Raw genomic sequence first — 17,418 nt, forward strand, 5'->3', positions numbered from 1 at the left:
TTTGCCGCCTCAATGATATAATGACAGACGGGTTTGACGCATACCTATCGAATCGTATTCCGGCAGCGGGTGCTTGCTGACCCTTTGTTTCCCGGCGGATGCAAAGGGTTTTTTCGCTTTACGGTGGGCTGCCAGAAAGTTTTTATACATTTATACATATGGAAAGGAAGAGTGAACGATGAAACGATCCCTGTGGCTTGTAACGGGTGCGCTGGTCGTGGCGCTGCTTGGCGGCTGCGGCGGCAGCGGACCGACCACGGGCGGTTCGGACCAGGCGCCTGCGCCGGCGACGGTCGGCACAGATCAGAATACAGGCCAGAAAACGACTGCCGGCACCAAACAGACGAGTTATCCCCTCACGCTGAAAGATGCGACCGGCACCGCCTATACGTTTGCCAAGGCGCCGGAGCGGATTGTCTCCACGTCCCCGGCTGAAACGGAAATCTTGTTTGCATTGGGGTTGGGCGACCGTGTGGTGGCCGTCTCTGATTATGACGATTACCCGGAGGAAGCCAAAGCCAAGCCGAAAGTAGGGGGCATCGTCAATCCCAATGAGGAGGCGATCATTGCCCAGCAGCCCGACCTGGTGATTACGGGTATTTCCATGCAGGATCAAGTGGCGGAAAAACTGCGTTCGCTTGGCCTGGTCGTCTGGAAGACCAACCCCCGCACGACGGAGGACATCCTGAACAACATCCTGCTGTTCGGTCAGATTACCAACCGGCAGGAACAGGCGGAGACGCTCGTCGCACAGATGAAGGAAGACATCCAGCGGGTGAAAAACGCCGTGCAGGACGTCAAGCCGAACGAACGGAAGAAGGTGTATGTGGAATTCGCTCCCGGTTGGACCGTCGGAAAGGGTGAATTCATGGACGAGCTGATCACACTGGCAGGAGGCGTAAACATCGCCAACGACATGGAAGGCTGGAACCCGATCAGCGAGGAGAAGGTGCTAAACGAAGACCCGGACGTGATCCTGTATGCGAGCGGCGTGACAGATGATAAAAGCGGCCAGACCCTGGAGCAGATCATCCGCAAGCGGAGCGGTTGGGACAAGATAACGGCCGTCCGCGATCAGCGGATCGTCGGTGTTGACCAGAATGTGCTGAACCGCCCGGGCCCCCGGATCACCCAAGGGCTGTATGAGGTGGCCAAAGCGATTTACCCGGATCGGGTGAAATGATGAGAACGCGATTGTTTCTCTGGGGAGGAGCAGGCTGCCTGCTCCTTTTCTTCTCGGTCGTAGTCAGCTTGTCACTGGGAGCGGCCCACCTGCCTATCTCCCAGGTGTGGGCTATCCTGCTTCATCAACTTCCAGTGATCGGGCAGCACGTCCCTGCCGACTGGCCGGCGTCGTCTGAGCAGATCGTGATGAAAGTGCGGTTTCCCCGAATCATGCTGGCTGTTCTCGTCGGGGCTTGTCTGTCGCTGGCCGGCGCCGGTTTCCAAGGCGTGCTGCGCAATCCGCTGGCCGATCCTTACACCCTGGGAGTGGCTTCGGGGTCTGCCGTCGGTGCCGCTTTCTTCATCTTGTTCGGCTTCCAGTTTGTCCTGCTCGGCCAATGGACCGTTCCCATCGCTGCTTTTCTGACCGGCATGGTCAGTCTGTGGGCAGTCCTTAGGCTGGCCAACACGAACGGCACGTTTCACGTCGAAACCCTGTTGCTGTCGGGCGTCGTCATTCAGGCATTCCTGGGATCGCTGGTGTCGTTCATGGTCTCGCTCTCCGATCAGGTGGTGAACGAAATCGTCTTCTGGCTGATGGGCAGTCTGGCGTACCGGGGCTGGGCGTTTTCGTCCGTGCTGGTGCCCTACCTTGGTGGCGGACTGATTGTGCTGGCTGCTTACAGCCGAACGTTAAACCTGTTTGCGCTGGGTGAACGGCAGGCTGCTCACCTAGGGGTTCATGTGGAACGGACAAAACTGGTGGTGCTGTGTGTGTCCGCCCTGCTGACCGCCGCCGCCGTTTCCATCGCCGGGGTCGTCGGCTTTGTCGGCTTGGTGGTGCCCCATCTGGTCCGCCTGCTGGTAGGCCCGGACTACCGCCTGCTGCTGCCGCTGTCGGTGATATACGGTGCCGCGTATGTGCTGTGGGCGGACACGCTGGCACGCACGATTCTGGCCCCGACGGAGATTCCGCTTGGGGTGGTCACCGCCTTTCTGGGCGCGCCGTTCTTTGCCTATTTGCTGAAGAAAAACAAACGGCTGGCGAGGAGGTAGACGGATGGTACGGGTTGACGGAGTGGGTAAGGCGTACGACGGCATGCCAATTCTGCGAGACGTTCATTTTTCCGTGGAAAGCGGGGAGTGTTTCGGCATCATCGGCCCCAACGGCAGCGGAAAATCCACTTTGTTGAAGCTTTTGTCCGGCGTCGAATCCCCCGATGAGGGGCACATCTGGCTGGATGGCCGACCGCTCGAAGCGTACTCGCGCAAGGAGCGGGCCCGCCGGATTGCCGTGCTGCAGCAGGAGCCCCTGCCGGCGGTCGGGTTTACCGTCAGGGACGTGGTGGAGATGGGGCGGTATCCGTATCAAAATTGGCTCGGGGAAGAGCGGGAGAACGCCGCTTCGCTGGTTGACGCAATCATCCGGATGCTCGGGTTGGGCGACCTCGAGCACCGCACGTTGGAATGGCTGAGCGGGGGGGAGAAGCAGCGGGTGGCCTTGGCCAAGGCGATGGTCCAACAGCCCCGGCTTCTGCTCCTGGACGAGCCGACGACATACCTGGACATCGGCTATCAGGTGCAGCTCATGGATATGGTCCGCGCCTGGCAGAGACAGGAGGGTGTGACCGTAATCGCCGTCCTGCACGATCTGAATCTGGCATCGCTGTACTGCGACCGGCTCCTTTTGCTGCAAAAGGGGCAGCCGTGTCGGATCGGGGCCCCGCGGGAGATATTGCATGCCGATGTGATTCGGGAGGTGTACGGCACCCAGCCGATCGTGATTGAACACCCGGTGCGCCAATCGCCGCAAATCCTGCTGCAATCGGGATGCAGCTAGCAGTGTGTCGTCGGCGTGTCGGATACGAGAGGAGGAAATGGGCATGATCGTGCTGGTTACAGGCGGTGCGCGGAGCGGCAAGAGCACGTTTGCGGAAACGTACGCGGCCCGTCTCGGGGTACAAGGCGTGTACATCGCCACATCCCCCGTTTTTGACGAGGAACTGCGGGAGCGGGTACGCCGCCATCGTCAGCGCCGCGAGCAGTCGCCCTTTTCGTGGGAGACGCATGAGATACCGTACGACCTTGCCGGCTTTTTGCGCGGGCTCTCCTTTGAACCGGCGATCGGCTCGGGCGAGCGCGTGGTCCTGGTCGATTGCCTGACACTCTGGCTGTCCAATTGGCTCTTGAAATTTGAACAGGAGCAGCCGATGGAGCGTACGCTGGAAAAGGTGGACGAACTGGTGGACGTGCTGCGGTCGTTTCCGGGGACGATCATGCTGGTCTCCAACGAAGTGGGGTACGGCATCGTTCCCGACAATCCGCTTGGCAGGATGTTCCGGGATGCGGCCGGCATCATGAATCAGCGGGTGGCGGAAGCGAGCGACCAGGTGTTTCTGGTGACAGCAGGCATTCCGGTGGAGCTGAAATCGCGCGCCTTTCGCCCGTGACGATCAAAACAATAAAGGGCTGTCGTACACATCGTGACGACAGCCCTTTCGTTTTATTTTAGGGGTTGTGCCCCGCACGAAATTGCCCTCAGCCCCCGCCTGGTCCCTTCTACAAAAAATCCGAAAAAACACGGTCAAGAATTGACAGACTTTACATACACATTGATATATACTGTCTTTGCCGGGCGGGGGTGAAGGCAGATGATCGTCTATCTTGATATCATTTTACTCCTGAATGTGGCCATTGATACCTTGCTGCTCTGGTTTACGGCCTATTTTCGCAAAGAGCGGGTTATATGGTGGAGGATCCTGCTTGCTTCTCTGTTCGGGTCGATGTACCTGGCGTTTTTCTTTCTCCCTTCCTTCGCCTCGATGTACCAGTGGACCGTGAAGCTGTTGTTTTCCGTTCTCATGCTGTGGATCGCGTTTGGCAATCGAAGACTGCGTGCCTTTCTGCACAATCTCGCCATTTTCTACTTCGTGGCCTTCATCTTCGGCGGCGGGGTGTTTGGCCTGCAGTATTTCCTTGCCTCACACAACGAGATCTTGAACGGGTTGGTGACTCTCCACAGTGACGGCTTCGGTGTCGGGTTCAAACCGACGCTGGGCGTTCTCGCCGTGGGGTTTTCCCTCGTCTTTGTCCTCAGCCGGAAGAGCTACCATGCCGTTCAAGAGCCGCGACGGATCGAGGCGTTCCTCGCCGAGGTGACGGTGACGATCGCAGGGGAAAGCGTCGTCTGTCGCGGACTGGTGGACACCGGCAACCAACTCCACGAACCGATTACCCGCCAGCCGGTGATGATTGTGGAGAGCGAACTGGTTGCCCATATCCTGCCGGCTTCGCTTCGTCAGCGGATCGGCAGCCCAACGGCATGGGAAAACCTGGACGGGGTCTTCGAGCAGGTGCCCGCCGAATGGCAGTCGCGGCTGCGGCTGATTCCCTACCGCAGCGTGTCCCGAGGGATGGATTTTCTGCTCGCCGTCAAGCCGGACGAAGTAATCGTCGTGCAAAATGGCGCCCGCTACCTTGCCAGGAAGGTGCTGATCGGTCTCAATCCGATCCCGTTGGCCGCCGACGGCCGGTATCAAGCCATCGTGCACCCCGCCATCATACAAAGCGATGACCAAAACCTAACTCCCTTACGCGAACAGGAGGGCTAGTATGTATGTGAAACTTCGCCTGCAACTCCAATTGCTCTGGTACCGTTTCCTGCTGTGGATTGGTGCACGCGCCGAAGAGATCTACTACATAGGGGGAAGTGAAGCCCTGCCGCCGCCGCTGACCAGAGAAGAAGAAGAGATTCTCCTGAGCCGGCTGCCGTCCGGCGATCCCGCCGTGCGCAGCATGCTGATCGAACGCAACCTGCGGCTTGTCGTGTACATCGCCCGCAAATTTGAGAACACGGGGATCAACATCGAGGATCTGGTCAGCATTGGGACGATCGGCTTGATCAAGGCGGTCAATACGTTTGATCCGGAGAAAAACATCAAGCTGGCCACCTACGCTTCCCGCTGCATCGAAAACGAAATTCTCATGTACCTCAGGCGGAACAACAAGATTCGCTCGGAAGTGTCGTTCGACGAACCGCTCAACATCGACTGGGACGGCAACGAACTCTTGCTCTCCGACGTGTTGGGGACGGACAACGACACCATTTACAAGAACATCGAAGACCAGGTGGACCGCAAGCTGCTGAAAAAAGCGCTGGATAAGCTGACAGAGAGAGAACGCATCATCATGGAGCTGCGCTTCGGATTGTCGGGAGAAGAAGAGAAGACGCAAAAGGACGTCGCCGATCTGTTGGGCATCTCCCAGTCGTACATTTCCCGTCTGGAAAAGCGAATTATAAAACGGTTGCGAAAAGAATTCAACAAAATGGTGTAGCGCATAATTTCCCAATCGAAGGAGATACTGTTCCTAAACCGTGCCAGAGAGTGGCAACGCCACTTGCTCGTAAAACCGCCTATACACGGCTCGCTCTCGCCGCAAAGCTCGGCCTTCGCCGAGTTTTCTTTCATCCGGCGATGCGTCGGTACGCGGCCTTTCAAGACAACCGGGTTGGGAACTTTCTTGCTTCGAGGAGGGTAAGACGTGACGCGCAACAAGGTAGAGATTTGCGGGGTGGACACTTCAAAGCTTCCGGTGCTTACCAACAAAGAGATGAGGGAGCTGTTCGAACGCCTGCAGAACGGCGAACTGGCAGCGCGGGAGAAACTGGTCAATGGAAACCTGCGGCTGGTGCTGAGCGTCATTCAGCGCTTCAACAACCGGGGCGAGTACGTGGATGACCTGTTTCAGGTGGGCTGCATCGGCCTGATGAAGGCCATCGACAACTTTGACCTCGGCCAAAACGTGAAATTTTCCACGTACGCCGTGCCGATGATCATCGGGGAGATTCGCCGCTACCTGCGGGACAACAACCCGATCCGCGTGTCGCGGTCCCTGAGGGATATCGCGTACAAGGCGCTTCAGGTGCGGGACAATCTGACCAACAAGCATTCGCGGGAACCCACCATCACGGAGATTTCCCAGGAATTGAACGTGCCCAAGGAAGACATCGTGTTTGCGCTGGACGCCATTCAGGACCCGGTCTCGCTGTTTGAACCGATCTATCAGGATGGCGGCGATCCCATCTACGTGATGGACCAGATCAGCGACGAGAAGAACAGGGATGCCAACTGGGTGGAAGAAATCGCCCTGCGCGAGGGCATGCAGCGGCTGGGCGAACGGGAGAAGATGATTCTCTCCATGCGGTTCTACGAAGGCAAGACGCAGATGGAAGTGGCGGAGGAGATCGGCATTTCCCAAGCACAGGTCTCCCGGTTGGAAAAAGCGGCCATCGCCCACATGCAAAAACACGTGCAATCGTAATGGGTTTATCATCAGCAGCCTCCATGCCATCAGCGTCGGAGGCTTTTGTTTCTGTATAAGCTGCTCGGCGACTGAAACAGTCTGAAAGTTGTGAAATTTACAAGTCGTGATGGGACTCTGCAATCGACGCGCCGTGACGCCGGTCCAATCTTTCACCGCTCCCCGGGGCATATTTGTCTGCCCGTTCATATACTTGAACTAACGGAGAAAAAGTAGGTGAGGAAAAATGGTCAAAATCTCGGATTTCCAGACCAAAGAAGTGGTGAACATTTTGGATGGCAAGCGGCTGGGGCAGATATCCGATCTGGAGATAGACCTGCGCCACGGGCGGGTGGAGGCGATTGTCGTCCCCGGACCGGGCAAATTCCTCGGGTTTTTTTCAGCGGGCAACGACTACGTGATTCCCTGGCGCAACATCATCAAGATCGGCAAGGACGTCGTGTTGGTTCGCCTGGAGGAGTCGATGCGGGTAGAGGCAAAAACCGGCGGGGAAGACGAATACCGGGCGTAAGAAAGGCGAGAGAGCCTTTCTTTTCTTTTGGGCTGTGGTATCATAAGCCATATAAGGAAGGTGACAACATGAACGAACCGTTTGTTGGCAGAGAGGGCGGCGCGCTGCTGCATCTGCGCGAGTGGGAAGAGCGCTTTCCCGGCTTGGCGGCCGGGTTTACCCTCAGAAACGGCGGAGTGAGCGAAGGAGCGTACCACTCTTTTAACATGGGCCTGCACGTGGGAGACGACCCGAACCGTGTGGTGGCCAACCGGCGCAAGCTGGCAGCGGAACTGGGCATGTCGTTTGAAGCCTGGACGTGCGCGGATCAGGTGCACGGCAGCCGGGTCTGCCAGGTGACCGCCCAATCCATGGGAGCGGGCAGGGAGAGCCTGGACGACGTCATTCCGGCGACAGACGGCCTGCATACGAATCAGCCGGGCGTGCTGCTCACGTCCTTTTATGCCGACTGCGTGCCGCTGTTTTTCCTCGACCCGGTGTCGCGGGCGATCGGCTTGGCCCACGCCGGCTGGAAGGGGACGGTGGCGCGTATTGCCGAGGAAATGGTGCGGGCGTTTGAAAGTCACTACGGCAGCAGGGCGGAGGAGCTGCTGGTGGCGATCGGTCCTGCCATCGGCGGCTGCTGCTATGAAGTGGACGAGCGAATCATGGAACGGGTACGGACGGCGGCTGCTCGCTGGGAAGACGCCGTGACGCCCCGGGAAAACGGCCGATACATGCTGGATCTGCCTCGTCTGAACACGGAGATTTTGGCGGAATGCGGCGTTGCGCCAGAGCGCGTGCTGCGGACGGGATGGTGTACAAGCTGCCGGACCGACCTGTTTTTCTCTCACCGCAGGGAGGCGGGGAAAACGGGCCGGATGGCATCGTTTATCGGATGGAGAGAGTCTGAAAAAGGAGCTGTGAACGAATCGTGACGAGAGAGAGGGAAATGCTGAAAGCGAGGCTGGCAGCCGTCGAAGAGCGCATCGCGGCCGCCTGCGATCGAGCCAACCGGAAGCGGGAAGAGGTGAAAGTCATCGCCGTCACCAAGTACGTCGACGCCGACGCGATCGGCGATTTGTTGGCCATCGGGGTGGAGCATATCGGGGAAAACCGCGTGCAGGATGCACTGCCCAAATTCGAGCGCTACGGCCACCTGGGGACGTGGCATTTCATCGGCCATCTGCAGACCAACAAGGTAAAAGACGTCGTGGGCAAATTTGCACACATCCACTCGTTGGACAGGCTGTCGCTGGCCCGGGAGCTGAACAAGCGCGGGGAAGCGCTGGACCGTGTCGTTTCCTGTTTTCTGCAGCTCAATATCTCTGGAGAAGAGACAAAATTTGGGCTTAGTCCCAATGATGTATTGGCTTTTTTGCAGGAAACCAGTAATATGAATCATATAAAGATCGTCGGATTAATGACCATGGCGCCTTTTGTCGAAAATCCCGAGGAGGCGCGACCCGTGTTCCGCGGCCTGCGGGAATGGAAAGAACGGATCAACGGCTGGAACTTTCCGCACGCTGCAATCGAAGAGCTGTCGATGGGCATGTCCAACGATTTTGAAGTGGCGATTGAAGAAGGAGCGACATATGTCCGGCTTGGTTCGGTCCTGGTTAAGCCGGAATGACCGCAACGCTGCACGAGAGGAGGATGGCCATGGGCGTAATGAACAAGATCATGGGGTTCTTTGGATTGGATAACGAAGAATACATTGAAGAGACGGTGGAAGAGGAGCGCGAAGAGCAGGAGCGGGAGTCTTTCACCAAACGGCAGCCGGCGCCTCGCGCCAACAACGTGGTGCCGTTTCAGGCTCGGGAAAAGGAGGGCATTCGGTTGGTTTTATGTGAACCACGACATTACAGCGACGCGCAGGACATCGCTGACAACCTCCGTCACCGCCGGCCGGTCGTCGTCAACCTGCAGCGGGTGGATAAGGAACAGGCGAAGCGCATCGTCGATTTTTTGAGCGGAACGGTCTACGCGCTGAACGGTGACATTCAAAAGGTGGGCGACTACATCTTTGTCTGCACGCCGGATCACGTCGACATTCAGGGGACGATCTCCAGTGTCGTCGAAGAGTAAGAGAACCTAGCAAAAGGGTGAGTGAATGACAACGGCCATTTTTACCATTGTGTATTACGCTTTTACCATTTATCAATTCATGGTCATTGCCTACGTGCTCATGTCGTGGGTGCCGCAGATGCGGGAAACGCCCATTGGTCAACTGCTGGAGCGGTTGGTGGAGCCGTATCTGGCGCCATTTCGCCGCTTTATCCCGCCGCTCGGCTTTATCGATATCTCGCCAATCGTGGCGCTGATCGCACTCAACTTCGCCCACAGGGGCCTGAATGCGATCCTGCAGCAACTGCTGCTGTGAGGTGCGTGACGGCATGAGCGTGTTTGATCATTTTCGAAAAGAAGAACGTCCCTTTGCGGAACGGGCGCTGGAGATGCTGACGCTGACAGAGCGGAAGCAGGCCATGCGCCTTACTGATTTTCTGGACCCGAGGCAGCTTGCGATCATGCAGAGCCTGACCTCGCAGGTAAGTGACGTGTCCGTCTCGGCCAGCGGAGGCTACGACGGAGCGGAGCGGGTGCGCGTGCTGCTCCATCCCGATTACATCGTGCCCGAACCTGAGGACTACCGCCTGGCCCTGCTGCGGATTTCCGCTGACCAGCGCTTCCATACATTGGAGCACCGGGATGTGATGGGTGCGCTGTTGAACGTGGGGCTGAAGCGGGAGAAATTTGGCGACATGATCGTGGCCGAAGAGGCGATCCATGTCGTCATCGCAGACGAGGTAGCCGATTTCATCTGTTCACAGGTGACCCATATACACCGGACGCCGGTCCAATTTGAGCGGGTGGATTGGGAGTCGTTTCAGCCGCCCGCTCCCCGGTATGCGGAAAAGGTGATCACGGTTCCGTCGCCGCGTGTCGATGCGGTCATCGGCGAGGTGTACAACCTGTCGCGGGCAAAGGCGTTGGTCCCGATCCGGGCGGGCAAACTGAAAGTCAACTGGAAAGTGGTGGACGACCCGTCGCATCTGCTGGAGCCTGGCGACATGGTGTCGCTGGCCGGGTTTGGACGGTTCAAGCTGCTGGACGTGTCCGGGCCGACGCGCAGCGGACGGCTGCGCATGATCGTCGGGCGACTCACCTGAGACGGGCTCAATAATTTTGCAAATTCCGGCAGGAAATGCGGATAAACCTGTCGAAGAATTTGGGTACGATTACCGGAAAAAGTGAGGGGTTCATGTGCCTTTAACGCCATTGGACATACACAATAAGGAATTCAGCACGGGTTTTCGCGGTTACAACATTGACGAAGTGAACGAGTTCCTCGATCAGGTGATCAAGGACTTCGAACTCCTGATAAAGGAAAAAAAGGAACTGGAAGAGCGTGTCGCCATGCTGAACGAGCGGGTGGAACACTACAAGAGCATGGAGGAGAACCTGAGCAAATCCATCCTTGTGGCTCAGGAGACGGCCGAGGATGTCAAGGCCAACGCCCGCAAGGAAGCGCAGTTGATCCTGAAAGAAGCGGAGAAAAACGCCGACCGGATCGTCAATGAAGCACTGGCGAAATCCCGCAAGATCGCCATCGAGATCGAAGAGTTGAAAAAGCGCGCCTCTGTCTATCGGATGCGCTTCCGCACGCTGCTCGAAGCCCAGTTGGAGATGCTGGATAACGGGGCATGGGACGATCTCGAGCAGGCAGATTCCACGACGTCCGCTCTGATGGCGGAATAAACCGTTGACGTTCAGGCCATGATGGTACTATAATATTTGCAAACTTTTCATCACTGGATCGACGATGAACGGGAAGAGTACGTGACCAAGCACTGCCCAGAGAGCCGGGGAGAGGTGAAAGCCCGGCCAGTTGCCGTCGCCGAAAATCACCCGGGAGTTCACAACTGAAAGCCGGCTGCCGGCGTCACGTCCGGCGGGCGAGTAAGGGAGCGCGTCATTCCCGTTACGAATGAAACGAGTGGAGCGGAGCGGCATCCGTCTGCTTTGCGGCAGGGCCGTTCCGTTCAATCAGGGTGGTACCACGGGAGCCTTCTCTCGTCCCTTTTGGGATGGGGGAAGGCTTTTTATTTATACCAAGTAGGAGTGAAAACAGGTCATGGATTACAGCAAAACATTATCGCTGCCCCAAACCGATTTTCCCATGCGCGGCAACCTGCCGACCCGGGAACCGCAGATACAGGCCCGCTGGGATGAGCAGGAGATTTACCGGAAAGTGCAGGAGCGGACAAAGGGGCGTCCGTTGTTCGTGCTGCATGACGGTCCTCCGTATGCCAACGGAAACATTCACATCGGCCACGCGCTGAACAAGATTCTCAAGGACATCATCGTTCGCTACAAGTCGATGGCCGGTTTCTGCGCGCCGTACGTTCCCGGCTGGGACACCCACGGTCTGCCGATCGAACAGGCGATTATCAATGCTGAGGGGCTGGACCGCCGCAACATCGAGGTAAACGAATTCCGCAAACGCTGTGAAGCGTACGCCTGGTCCTACATCGAAAAGCAGCGGGACCAATTCAAGCGGCTGGGCGTTCGCGGCGACTGGGAAAATCCGTACGTGACGCTGAAACCGGAGTATGAAGCGCGGCAAATCCGCATCTTCGGCGAGATGGCAAAAAAAGGCTACATTTACAAGGGGCTGCGCTGCGTATACTGGTCCCCGTCGTCTGAGACGGCTTTGGCGGACGCGGAAATCGAATACAAGGACAAGCGCTCGCCATCCATTTACGTCAGCTTCCAAGTGACCGACGGCAAGGGCAAACTGGACACGGACACCGGCGTTGTCATCTGGACCACCACACCGTGGACGATTCCGGCCAACCTGGCCATCTCCATTCACCCGGAACTGGAGTACAACGTAGTGAATGCGGACGGCCGCAAATTCCTGCTGGCGAACGGTCTTTTGGAAGCAGCGTCCAAGGAGATCGGCTGGGAGAACGTAGAGGTTCTGGCTACCTTCAAGGGAAGTGAACTGGAAGGCGTCGTGACGGCCCACCCGTTCTACGACCGTCCGTCTCCGCTGATCCTGGGCGAACACGTCACCCTGGACGCCGGTACGGGCTGCGTTCACACCGCTCCGGGACACGGGGAAGACGACTTCAACATCGGCCAGAAATACGGTCTCGGCGTGCTTTGCCCGGTTGACCATGAGGGCAAGATGACGGCCGAAGCACCAGGTTTTGAAGGCATGTTCTACGAGGATGCCAACAAGGCGGTTACACAAAAGCTGGAAGAAGCGGGAGCGCTCTTGAAGCTCGGCTTCATCACCCACTCGTACCCGCACGACTGGCGGACGAAAAAGCCGGTCATCTACCGGGCGACCGAGCAGTGGTTTGCGTCGATCGACGGCTTCCGCGAACAGATGCTGGAAGCGATCAAAAACGTGCAGTGGCTTCCGCACTGGGGCGAAACGCGCCTGGCCAACATGGTGGCCGACCGCGGCGACTGGTGCATCTCCCGTCAGCGCGTCTGGGGCGTACCCATCCCGATCTTCTACTGCAAATCCTGCAACGAACCGGTGATCAACGACACGACGATCGATCACATCGCGGAGCTGTTCCGCAAAGAAGGCTCTTCCGTCTGGTTTGCCCGTGAAGCGAGTGAACTGGTGCCGCCGGGCCTGACCTGCGAAAAGTGCGGCTGCACGGATTTCCGCAAAGAGACAGACATCATGGACGTGTGGTTCGACTCCGGCTCCAGCCACGAAGCAGTGTTGAGAGAGCGGGAAGAACTGAAATGGCCGGCTGACCTCTACCTGGAAGGATCGGACCAGTATCGCGGCTGGTTCAACTCGTCGCTCTCCACCTCGGTGGCCGTATACGGAACGGCGCCGTACAAGGCGGTGCTGAGCCACGGCTTTGCCCTCGACGGCGAAGGACGCAAAATGTCCAAGTCGCTCGGCAACGTCGTCGTGCCGCAAGAGGTGATCGACAAGCTGGGGGCGGACATCCTGCGCCTGTGGGTAGCGTCCGTGGATTACCAGGCGGACGTGCGGATTTCCGACGCGATCCTCAACCAAATCGCCGAAGTGTACCGCAAGATCCGCAACACGTTCCGCTTCCTGTTGGGCAACCTGAACGGGTTCGACCCGGCGAAGGACCGCGTCCCGTACGAGCAGCTGGGCGAATTGGACCGCTACGTGCTGGCCAAGGCGGCCCAAGTGGTCAAACGGGTGCGCAAGGCGTACGACGACTATCAATTCCACACGGTGTTCCACGCTGTTCACAACTTCTGCGTCATTGACCTGTCCGCCTTTTATCTGGACATCTGCAAAGACCGGCTCTATGTGGAAGCGCCCGACAGCATCAAGCGCCGCGCCGCGCAGACCGTCATGTACGACTGCCTGTTGAACCTGGTCAAACTGGTGGCGCCGATCCTGCCGCACACCGCAGACGAAGTGTGGAGCTACATCCCGGGCGTAGCCGAGGAAAGCGTGCAGCTGACCGACATGCCGGAGGCAAACGAACAGCATCTCGGCTTCGCGGCAGACATGGAGAGCAAGTGGGACGCGTTCCTGGCGGTGCGCGACGAAGTGCTGAAAGCGATGGAAGAAGCACGCCGCAACAAAGTGTTCGGCAACTCCGTCGACGCCAAACTGGCGCTCTATCCGCAAACCGAAGAGGTTGCGCGGGTCTTGTCCGCCATGGATGACCTGGCCGACCTGTTCATCGTCGCCCATGTAGATCTGCATCCGCATGGCGCCAGCGTGCCGAGCGAAGCAGCTGTGCTGGAGGGCATCGCAGTCGTCGTCGCACCTGCTGACGGCGTCAAGTGCGAGCGCTGCCGCGTGGTGAAGCAGGACGTCGGGGCGGACAGCGCCCATCCGAGCCTCTGCCAGCGCTGCGTGACGATCGTACACGAACACTACGCCCACGTGGCTGAATAATTTTATCTCACAATCTGACAAACAGTACAGCTCTGCCTGTGCCCCTGCGGTGAGGCAGGGCTATTTTTTGTCCACAGGGTTCCTCCCCCACGGCAGAAAGGGTTGTCAGAGCGATGTCGGCACACGCGGGGCAGGCAAGGGGCTGGCCGTGGGTTATTTTCGCGGCCGGCAAGACATACTACACCAAGAAAAGCAAACAGAGGAGGGTGGCATGCGTGGACAAGGAAAAGCTGGCTCGGTTCAGGGAACGGCTGATGCAGGAAAAACGTGAGCTGGAGGAGCGGGTGCAGGCGCACTACGGCATGCGGGAGCCGATGGCGACATCCCTGCAGGAGTTTTCCATGTACGACAATCACCCGGCCGACATTGGCAGTGAGCTGTTTGAGCGTGAAAAAGATCTCGCGCTGGACAGTCTGGACCGGGAGACGTTAAAGGAGATTGACCAGGCGCTTACCCGCATGGACGAAGGGACGTACGGGCTCTGCACCGTCTGCGGGCAGCCCATCCCGGAAGAGCGGCTGGAGGCGCTGCCCTACGCTCAAACCTGCAAGGAACACGCGGCGGCACCCAACATCAACCAGTCTCGTCCGATCGAGGAGGAGTTCTTGCAGCCGCCGTTCGGCCGCACCTCGCTGGACGAAAAAGAAGGACAGAACAGCTTTGACGGAGAGGACGCCTGGCAGATTGTCGAGTCGTGGGGAACGTCAAGCACGCCATTTTCCTATGTGGACAACGACAAGACCGACTACAAGGAGATGTACGTGGAAAGCGACGAGGCGGACGGAGCCGTCGAGGCCATCGAGCAGATAGGCTACACGGACATCGACGGCTACCACGGTCCGGAGAGCGTCAATTTCATGCGCAGCGGCACGTATGAGGAGTACATGCGCAAAGGGGAAGGCAAAGGCTTGTTTCTCGATTACGAAGCGTATCTGCAGGAGCGGGCGGAGCGCGAAGGGCGCGACGATCTCTTGTGAGGAGCACATCGGATGCAGATCGAACGCGTGGAGACCTACCCGCTGCTCTATCGGTTGACGCAGCCGTACGGCGACGCCAACGGCTACAAGAAGTACCGCGCCTGTTACCTGATCCGCATCGTCACGACCTCCGGGGCAGACGGATGGGGAGAAGCGGTAGACTGGCTGCCGACGCTGGACAAGGGATTTCGCGAGCGCATCATCCCGTACCTCATCGGCAAACGGGTGACGGACCGCCTGCGCCTGGTGGAAGTGATCAGCAAATGGCATCAGCGCTCGGCAGCGGCCGTCAGCATGGCCCTGACCGAGATTACTGCCAAGCTGGCCGGTTTATCCGTCTGCGAGCTGTGGGGCGGGGCGTACCACACCAGCATCCCGGTGTACGCGTCCTTTCAATCCTACAGCGAGCGTCCTGATTGGGCGGAGCATTCCGTCCGGCTGGTGGAACGACAGGTGCAGGCCGGATTTCGCCGCATCAAGGTGAAGATCGGCGGCCGTTCCTGGCAGGAGGACCGCCGTCACATCGAGCGGCTGATGGCATCGCTGCCCGCAGACGTCCAGGTGGCGGTAGACGCCAACCAAAGTTACGATCTGGCTGCTGCCCGACAGTGGGAGCATGTCTTTTCCCGTTATGAAAACTGGATGTGGCTGGAAGAGCCGATGCCGATGGAGCGGACGGAAGAGTACGCCAAATTGCGGCAGGCGTTGTCAATTCCGCTGGCCGGGGGCGAAAATCTGATCCACTGCTACCAGTACGTGCCGCTGTTGAAACAGGGAGCGCTTGATATCATCCAGCCCGATCCGATGCATGCGACCGGGGTGGATAGCTTTCGCTTCATGCTGCAGATGGGGCGGCAGTTTGGACACCGCGTCTCTCCGCACGTGTTTGACGGATCGCTAACGCGGCTGTACGCGATATACGCGCAGGCGTGTCTCCCGGCGTGGAGCAAAATGGACGCCGACCCGATTGAACCGGTGGAGTGGGACGTCATGGACAATCCGTTTACCTGCATTTTTCCAATAGCTCCGGTCAATGGACAGGTGACCCTGCCGCGAGGAGCGGGCATCGGCGTCCAGCCGGATTGGCAGATTATCAAAGCGTTGTGCTGGGATGGCAGCGCATACGCGTGACGAGGGTGTACGGTATGGCACAGAACACGAAAAACCTGATAGGACTGGTGGGCATTCCGCTTGTCATGGTGTTGGGAAACTCGATGTTGATCCCCGTCCTGCCCACGATGAAAGCCAAGCTGCAGCTGACGGGCTTGCAGACGAGCCTGGTGATTACCGCGTTTTCCATCGCGGCGGGCGTCGTCATTCCGCTGGCGGGCTATCTGTCCGACCGGTTTGGACGCAAAATCGTCGTGACCCTGTCTCTGATTCTGTACGGGGCGGGCGGTCTGTTGGCCGGATTGGCGGCGCTCTGGTTGGACAAGCCGTACGGGATCATCATGACTGGACGGGTCCTGCAGGGGATCGGTGCTGCCGGGACTGCCCCGATTGCGCTGGCCATGGTGGGCGACTTGTTTAACGGGGCGGCGGAAAGCCGGGCGCTGGGCTTGATGGAGACATCCAACGGCTTGGGCAAGGTGCTCAGTCCGATTATCGGCGCGCTGTTGGCCATGATTACCTGGTACATGGTGTTTCTCGCGTTTCCGATCATCTGCGGAGTGATCGTGCTGCTGTTTTTGTTTTGTACCCGGGAAAACAAGCAGGAGAAACAGCCGGTGCAGGTCGGTCAGTATCTCCGATCCATCGGACAGGTGTTTCGGCAGCACGGACGTTGGCTGGTGCCGGCGTTCTTTATCGGCAGCATCTGCCTGTTCACACTGTTTGGCGTGCTGTTTTACCTGTCCGATCTGCTGGAAGAGACGTTCAAGATCGACGGCGTGCTGAAGGGCGGTTTCCTGGCCATCCCGCTGCTGGTCATGAGCATCGTCGCATACCTGACCGGCCTGATCATCAAAAAAAAGCTGCGCCTGATGCGCCTGTTTGTAATCGTCGGGATGTTTCTTTTGGCCGCCTCCTACGTGATCGCCAGTTTCGTACAAGGGGTGTACCTGTTGATCGGGGTGCTGGTGATCGGCAGTGTTGGAACAGGCATGATCCTGCCCTGTCTCAACAGCATGATCGTCGGGGCAGTGAAAAAGGCGGAACGGGGCATGATCACGTCGCTGTACAGCGGCGTCCGGTTTATCGGCGTAGCTGTGGGACCGCCGGTGTTTACCTGGCTGTTGGGCATTTCCCGCAACGTGATGTTTTACTCCATTGCCGGCATAACCGCCTTGTTTGCGGTGGTCGCGCTGTTCTTTCTAAAACCGCAGCAGGCAGCTTCCCAGGAGGCTTCCGGCCAACAGGCAAAAGCGGAAGACAAGCAGGAAAAAGACATGGAAGCAATGCGTCAGGCGGCGGAGATCCTGGGAATCCAGGCGGAGAGCGAGGAGGAGAGACAGCGGGCAGAAGCGGTGCGCAGGATGGGGTTTGACCCAAACGATCTGGTCAACCATCTGTTGAGCGGGAAAAAGGAAAAAGGCAAAAGCTAA

Annotated in this window: 18 protein-coding genes and 1 other annotated feature; all 18 genes read left to right on the forward strand. The window is 58.4% G+C overall.

Annotation, left to right across the window (positions count from 1 at the left end; all coding sequences use genetic code 11):
• Positions 1-178: 178 nt before the first annotated feature.
• The 18 genes from KDN35_RS00575 to KDN35_RS00660 all read left to right on the forward strand — a co-directional run bounded on the left by KDN35_RS00575 (position 179) and on the right by KDN35_RS00660 (position 17,418).
• Entirely contained in the window at positions 179-1,183 is a 1,005-nt protein-coding gene (locus KDN35_RS00575) for an ABC transporter substrate-binding protein (protein WP_171564368.1), read from the forward strand.
• Complete coding sequence (locus tag KDN35_RS00580; protein ID WP_212131840.1) at positions 1,183-2,220, forward strand: FecCD family ABC transporter permease; 1,038 nt, start codon at positions 1,183-1,185, stop codon at positions 2,218-2,220. The genes KDN35_RS00575 and KDN35_RS00580 overlap by 1 nt, the downstream gene beginning before the upstream one ends.
• A gap of 4 nt (positions 2,221-2,224) precedes the next feature.
• The gene (locus KDN35_RS00585; RefSeq protein WP_171564366.1) at positions 2,225-3,004 is read left to right on the forward strand and encodes an ABC transporter ATP-binding protein; all 780 of its coding nucleotides are present in this window, start codon (positions 2,225-2,227) and stop codon (positions 3,002-3,004) included.
• A gap of 43 nt (positions 3,005-3,047) precedes the next feature.
• The gene (gene cobU / locus KDN35_RS00590; RefSeq protein WP_212131841.1) at positions 3,048-3,614 is read left to right on the forward strand and encodes a bifunctional adenosylcobinamide kinase/adenosylcobinamide-phosphate guanylyltransferase; all 567 of its coding nucleotides are present in this window, start codon (positions 3,048-3,050) and stop codon (positions 3,612-3,614) included.
• Between the two features lie 201 nt (positions 3,615-3,815).
• Positions 3,816-4,775, forward strand: coding sequence for a sigma-E processing peptidase SpoIIGA (spoIIGA, locus tag KDN35_RS00595; RefSeq protein ID WP_212131842.1), 960 nt, complete (start codon positions 3,816-3,818; stop codon positions 4,773-4,775).
• 1 nt (position 4,776) lies between these two features.
• On the forward strand, positions 4,777-5,499 hold the full coding sequence (gene sigE, locus KDN35_RS00600) for an RNA polymerase sporulation sigma factor SigE (protein WP_171564363.1): 723 nt from the start codon (positions 4,777-4,779) through the stop codon (positions 5,497-5,499).
• A gap of 207 nt (positions 5,500-5,706) precedes the next feature.
• The gene (gene sigG / locus KDN35_RS00605; protein ID WP_171564362.1) at positions 5,707-6,486 is read left to right on the forward strand and encodes an RNA polymerase sporulation sigma factor SigG; all 780 of its coding nucleotides are present in this window, start codon (positions 5,707-5,709) and stop codon (positions 6,484-6,486) included.
• Between the two features lie 226 nt (positions 6,487-6,712).
• A complete protein-coding gene (locus tag KDN35_RS00610) occupies positions 6,713-6,997 on the forward strand; it encodes a YlmC/YmxH family sporulation protein (protein WP_171564361.1) in 285 nt (94 codons plus the stop codon).
• Between the two features lie 68 nt (positions 6,998-7,065).
• Positions 7,066-7,914 (forward strand): peptidoglycan editing factor PgeF, encoded by an 849-nt coding sequence (gene pgeF, locus KDN35_RS00615; protein WP_212131843.1) that lies wholly within the window; start codon positions 7,066-7,068, stop codon positions 7,912-7,914.
• Positions 7,911-8,609: a YggS family pyridoxal phosphate-dependent enzyme gene (locus tag KDN35_RS00620; RefSeq protein WP_171564359.1), complete on the forward strand. Its 699-nt coding sequence runs from the start codon at positions 7,911-7,913 to the stop codon at positions 8,607-8,609. The genes pgeF and KDN35_RS00620 overlap by 4 nt, the downstream gene beginning before the upstream one ends.
• Positions 8,610-8,638: 29 nt before the next feature.
• Positions 8,639-9,064 carry a cell division protein SepF gene (locus KDN35_RS00625; RefSeq protein ID WP_171564358.1) on the forward strand — a complete coding sequence of 142 codons (426 nt, stop codon included), beginning with the start codon at positions 8,639-8,641 and terminating at the stop codon, positions 9,062-9,064.
• A 25-nt stretch (positions 9,065-9,089) separates the two neighbouring features.
• Positions 9,090-9,359 (forward strand): YggT family protein, encoded by a 270-nt coding sequence (locus tag KDN35_RS00630; protein WP_171564357.1) that lies wholly within the window; start codon positions 9,090-9,092, stop codon positions 9,357-9,359.
• Positions 9,360-9,372: 13 nt separating this feature from the next.
• Entirely contained in the window at positions 9,373-10,146 is a 774-nt protein-coding gene (locus tag KDN35_RS00635; RefSeq protein ID WP_212131844.1) for a YlmH family RNA-binding protein, read from the forward strand.
• Between the two features lie 94 nt (positions 10,147-10,240).
• On the forward strand, positions 10,241-10,735 hold the full coding sequence (locus KDN35_RS00640; RefSeq protein ID WP_171564355.1) for a DivIVA domain-containing protein: 495 nt from the start codon (positions 10,241-10,243) through the stop codon (positions 10,733-10,735).
• 55 nt (positions 10,736-10,790) lie between these two features.
• Positions 10,791-11,061, forward strand: a binding site (T-box leader).
• Positions 11,062-11,111: 50 nt separating this feature from the next.
• On the forward strand, positions 11,112-13,898 hold the full coding sequence (ileS, locus tag KDN35_RS00645) for an isoleucine--tRNA ligase (RefSeq protein WP_212131845.1): 2,787 nt from the start codon (positions 11,112-11,114) through the stop codon (positions 13,896-13,898).
• A gap of 215 nt (positions 13,899-14,113) precedes the next feature.
• Positions 14,114-14,875, forward strand: coding sequence for a TraR/DksA C4-type zinc finger protein (locus KDN35_RS00650; RefSeq protein ID WP_171564353.1), 762 nt, complete (start codon positions 14,114-14,116; stop codon positions 14,873-14,875).
• A 12-nt stretch (positions 14,876-14,887) separates the two neighbouring features.
• A complete protein-coding gene (locus tag KDN35_RS00655; RefSeq protein WP_171564352.1) occupies positions 14,888-16,006 on the forward strand; it encodes a mandelate racemase/muconate lactonizing enzyme family protein in 1,119 nt (372 codons plus the stop codon).
• A 14-nt stretch (positions 16,007-16,020) separates the two neighbouring features.
• Positions 16,021-17,418 (forward strand): MFS transporter, encoded by a 1,398-nt coding sequence (locus KDN35_RS00660; RefSeq protein WP_212131846.1) that lies wholly within the window; start codon positions 16,021-16,023, stop codon positions 17,416-17,418.

The sequence above is a fragment of the Brevibacillus sp. NL20B1 genome (genome assembly GCF_018195675.1).
Taxonomy (GTDB): Bacteria; Bacillota; Bacilli; order Brevibacillales; family Brevibacillaceae; genus Brevibacillus; species Brevibacillus aydinogluensis.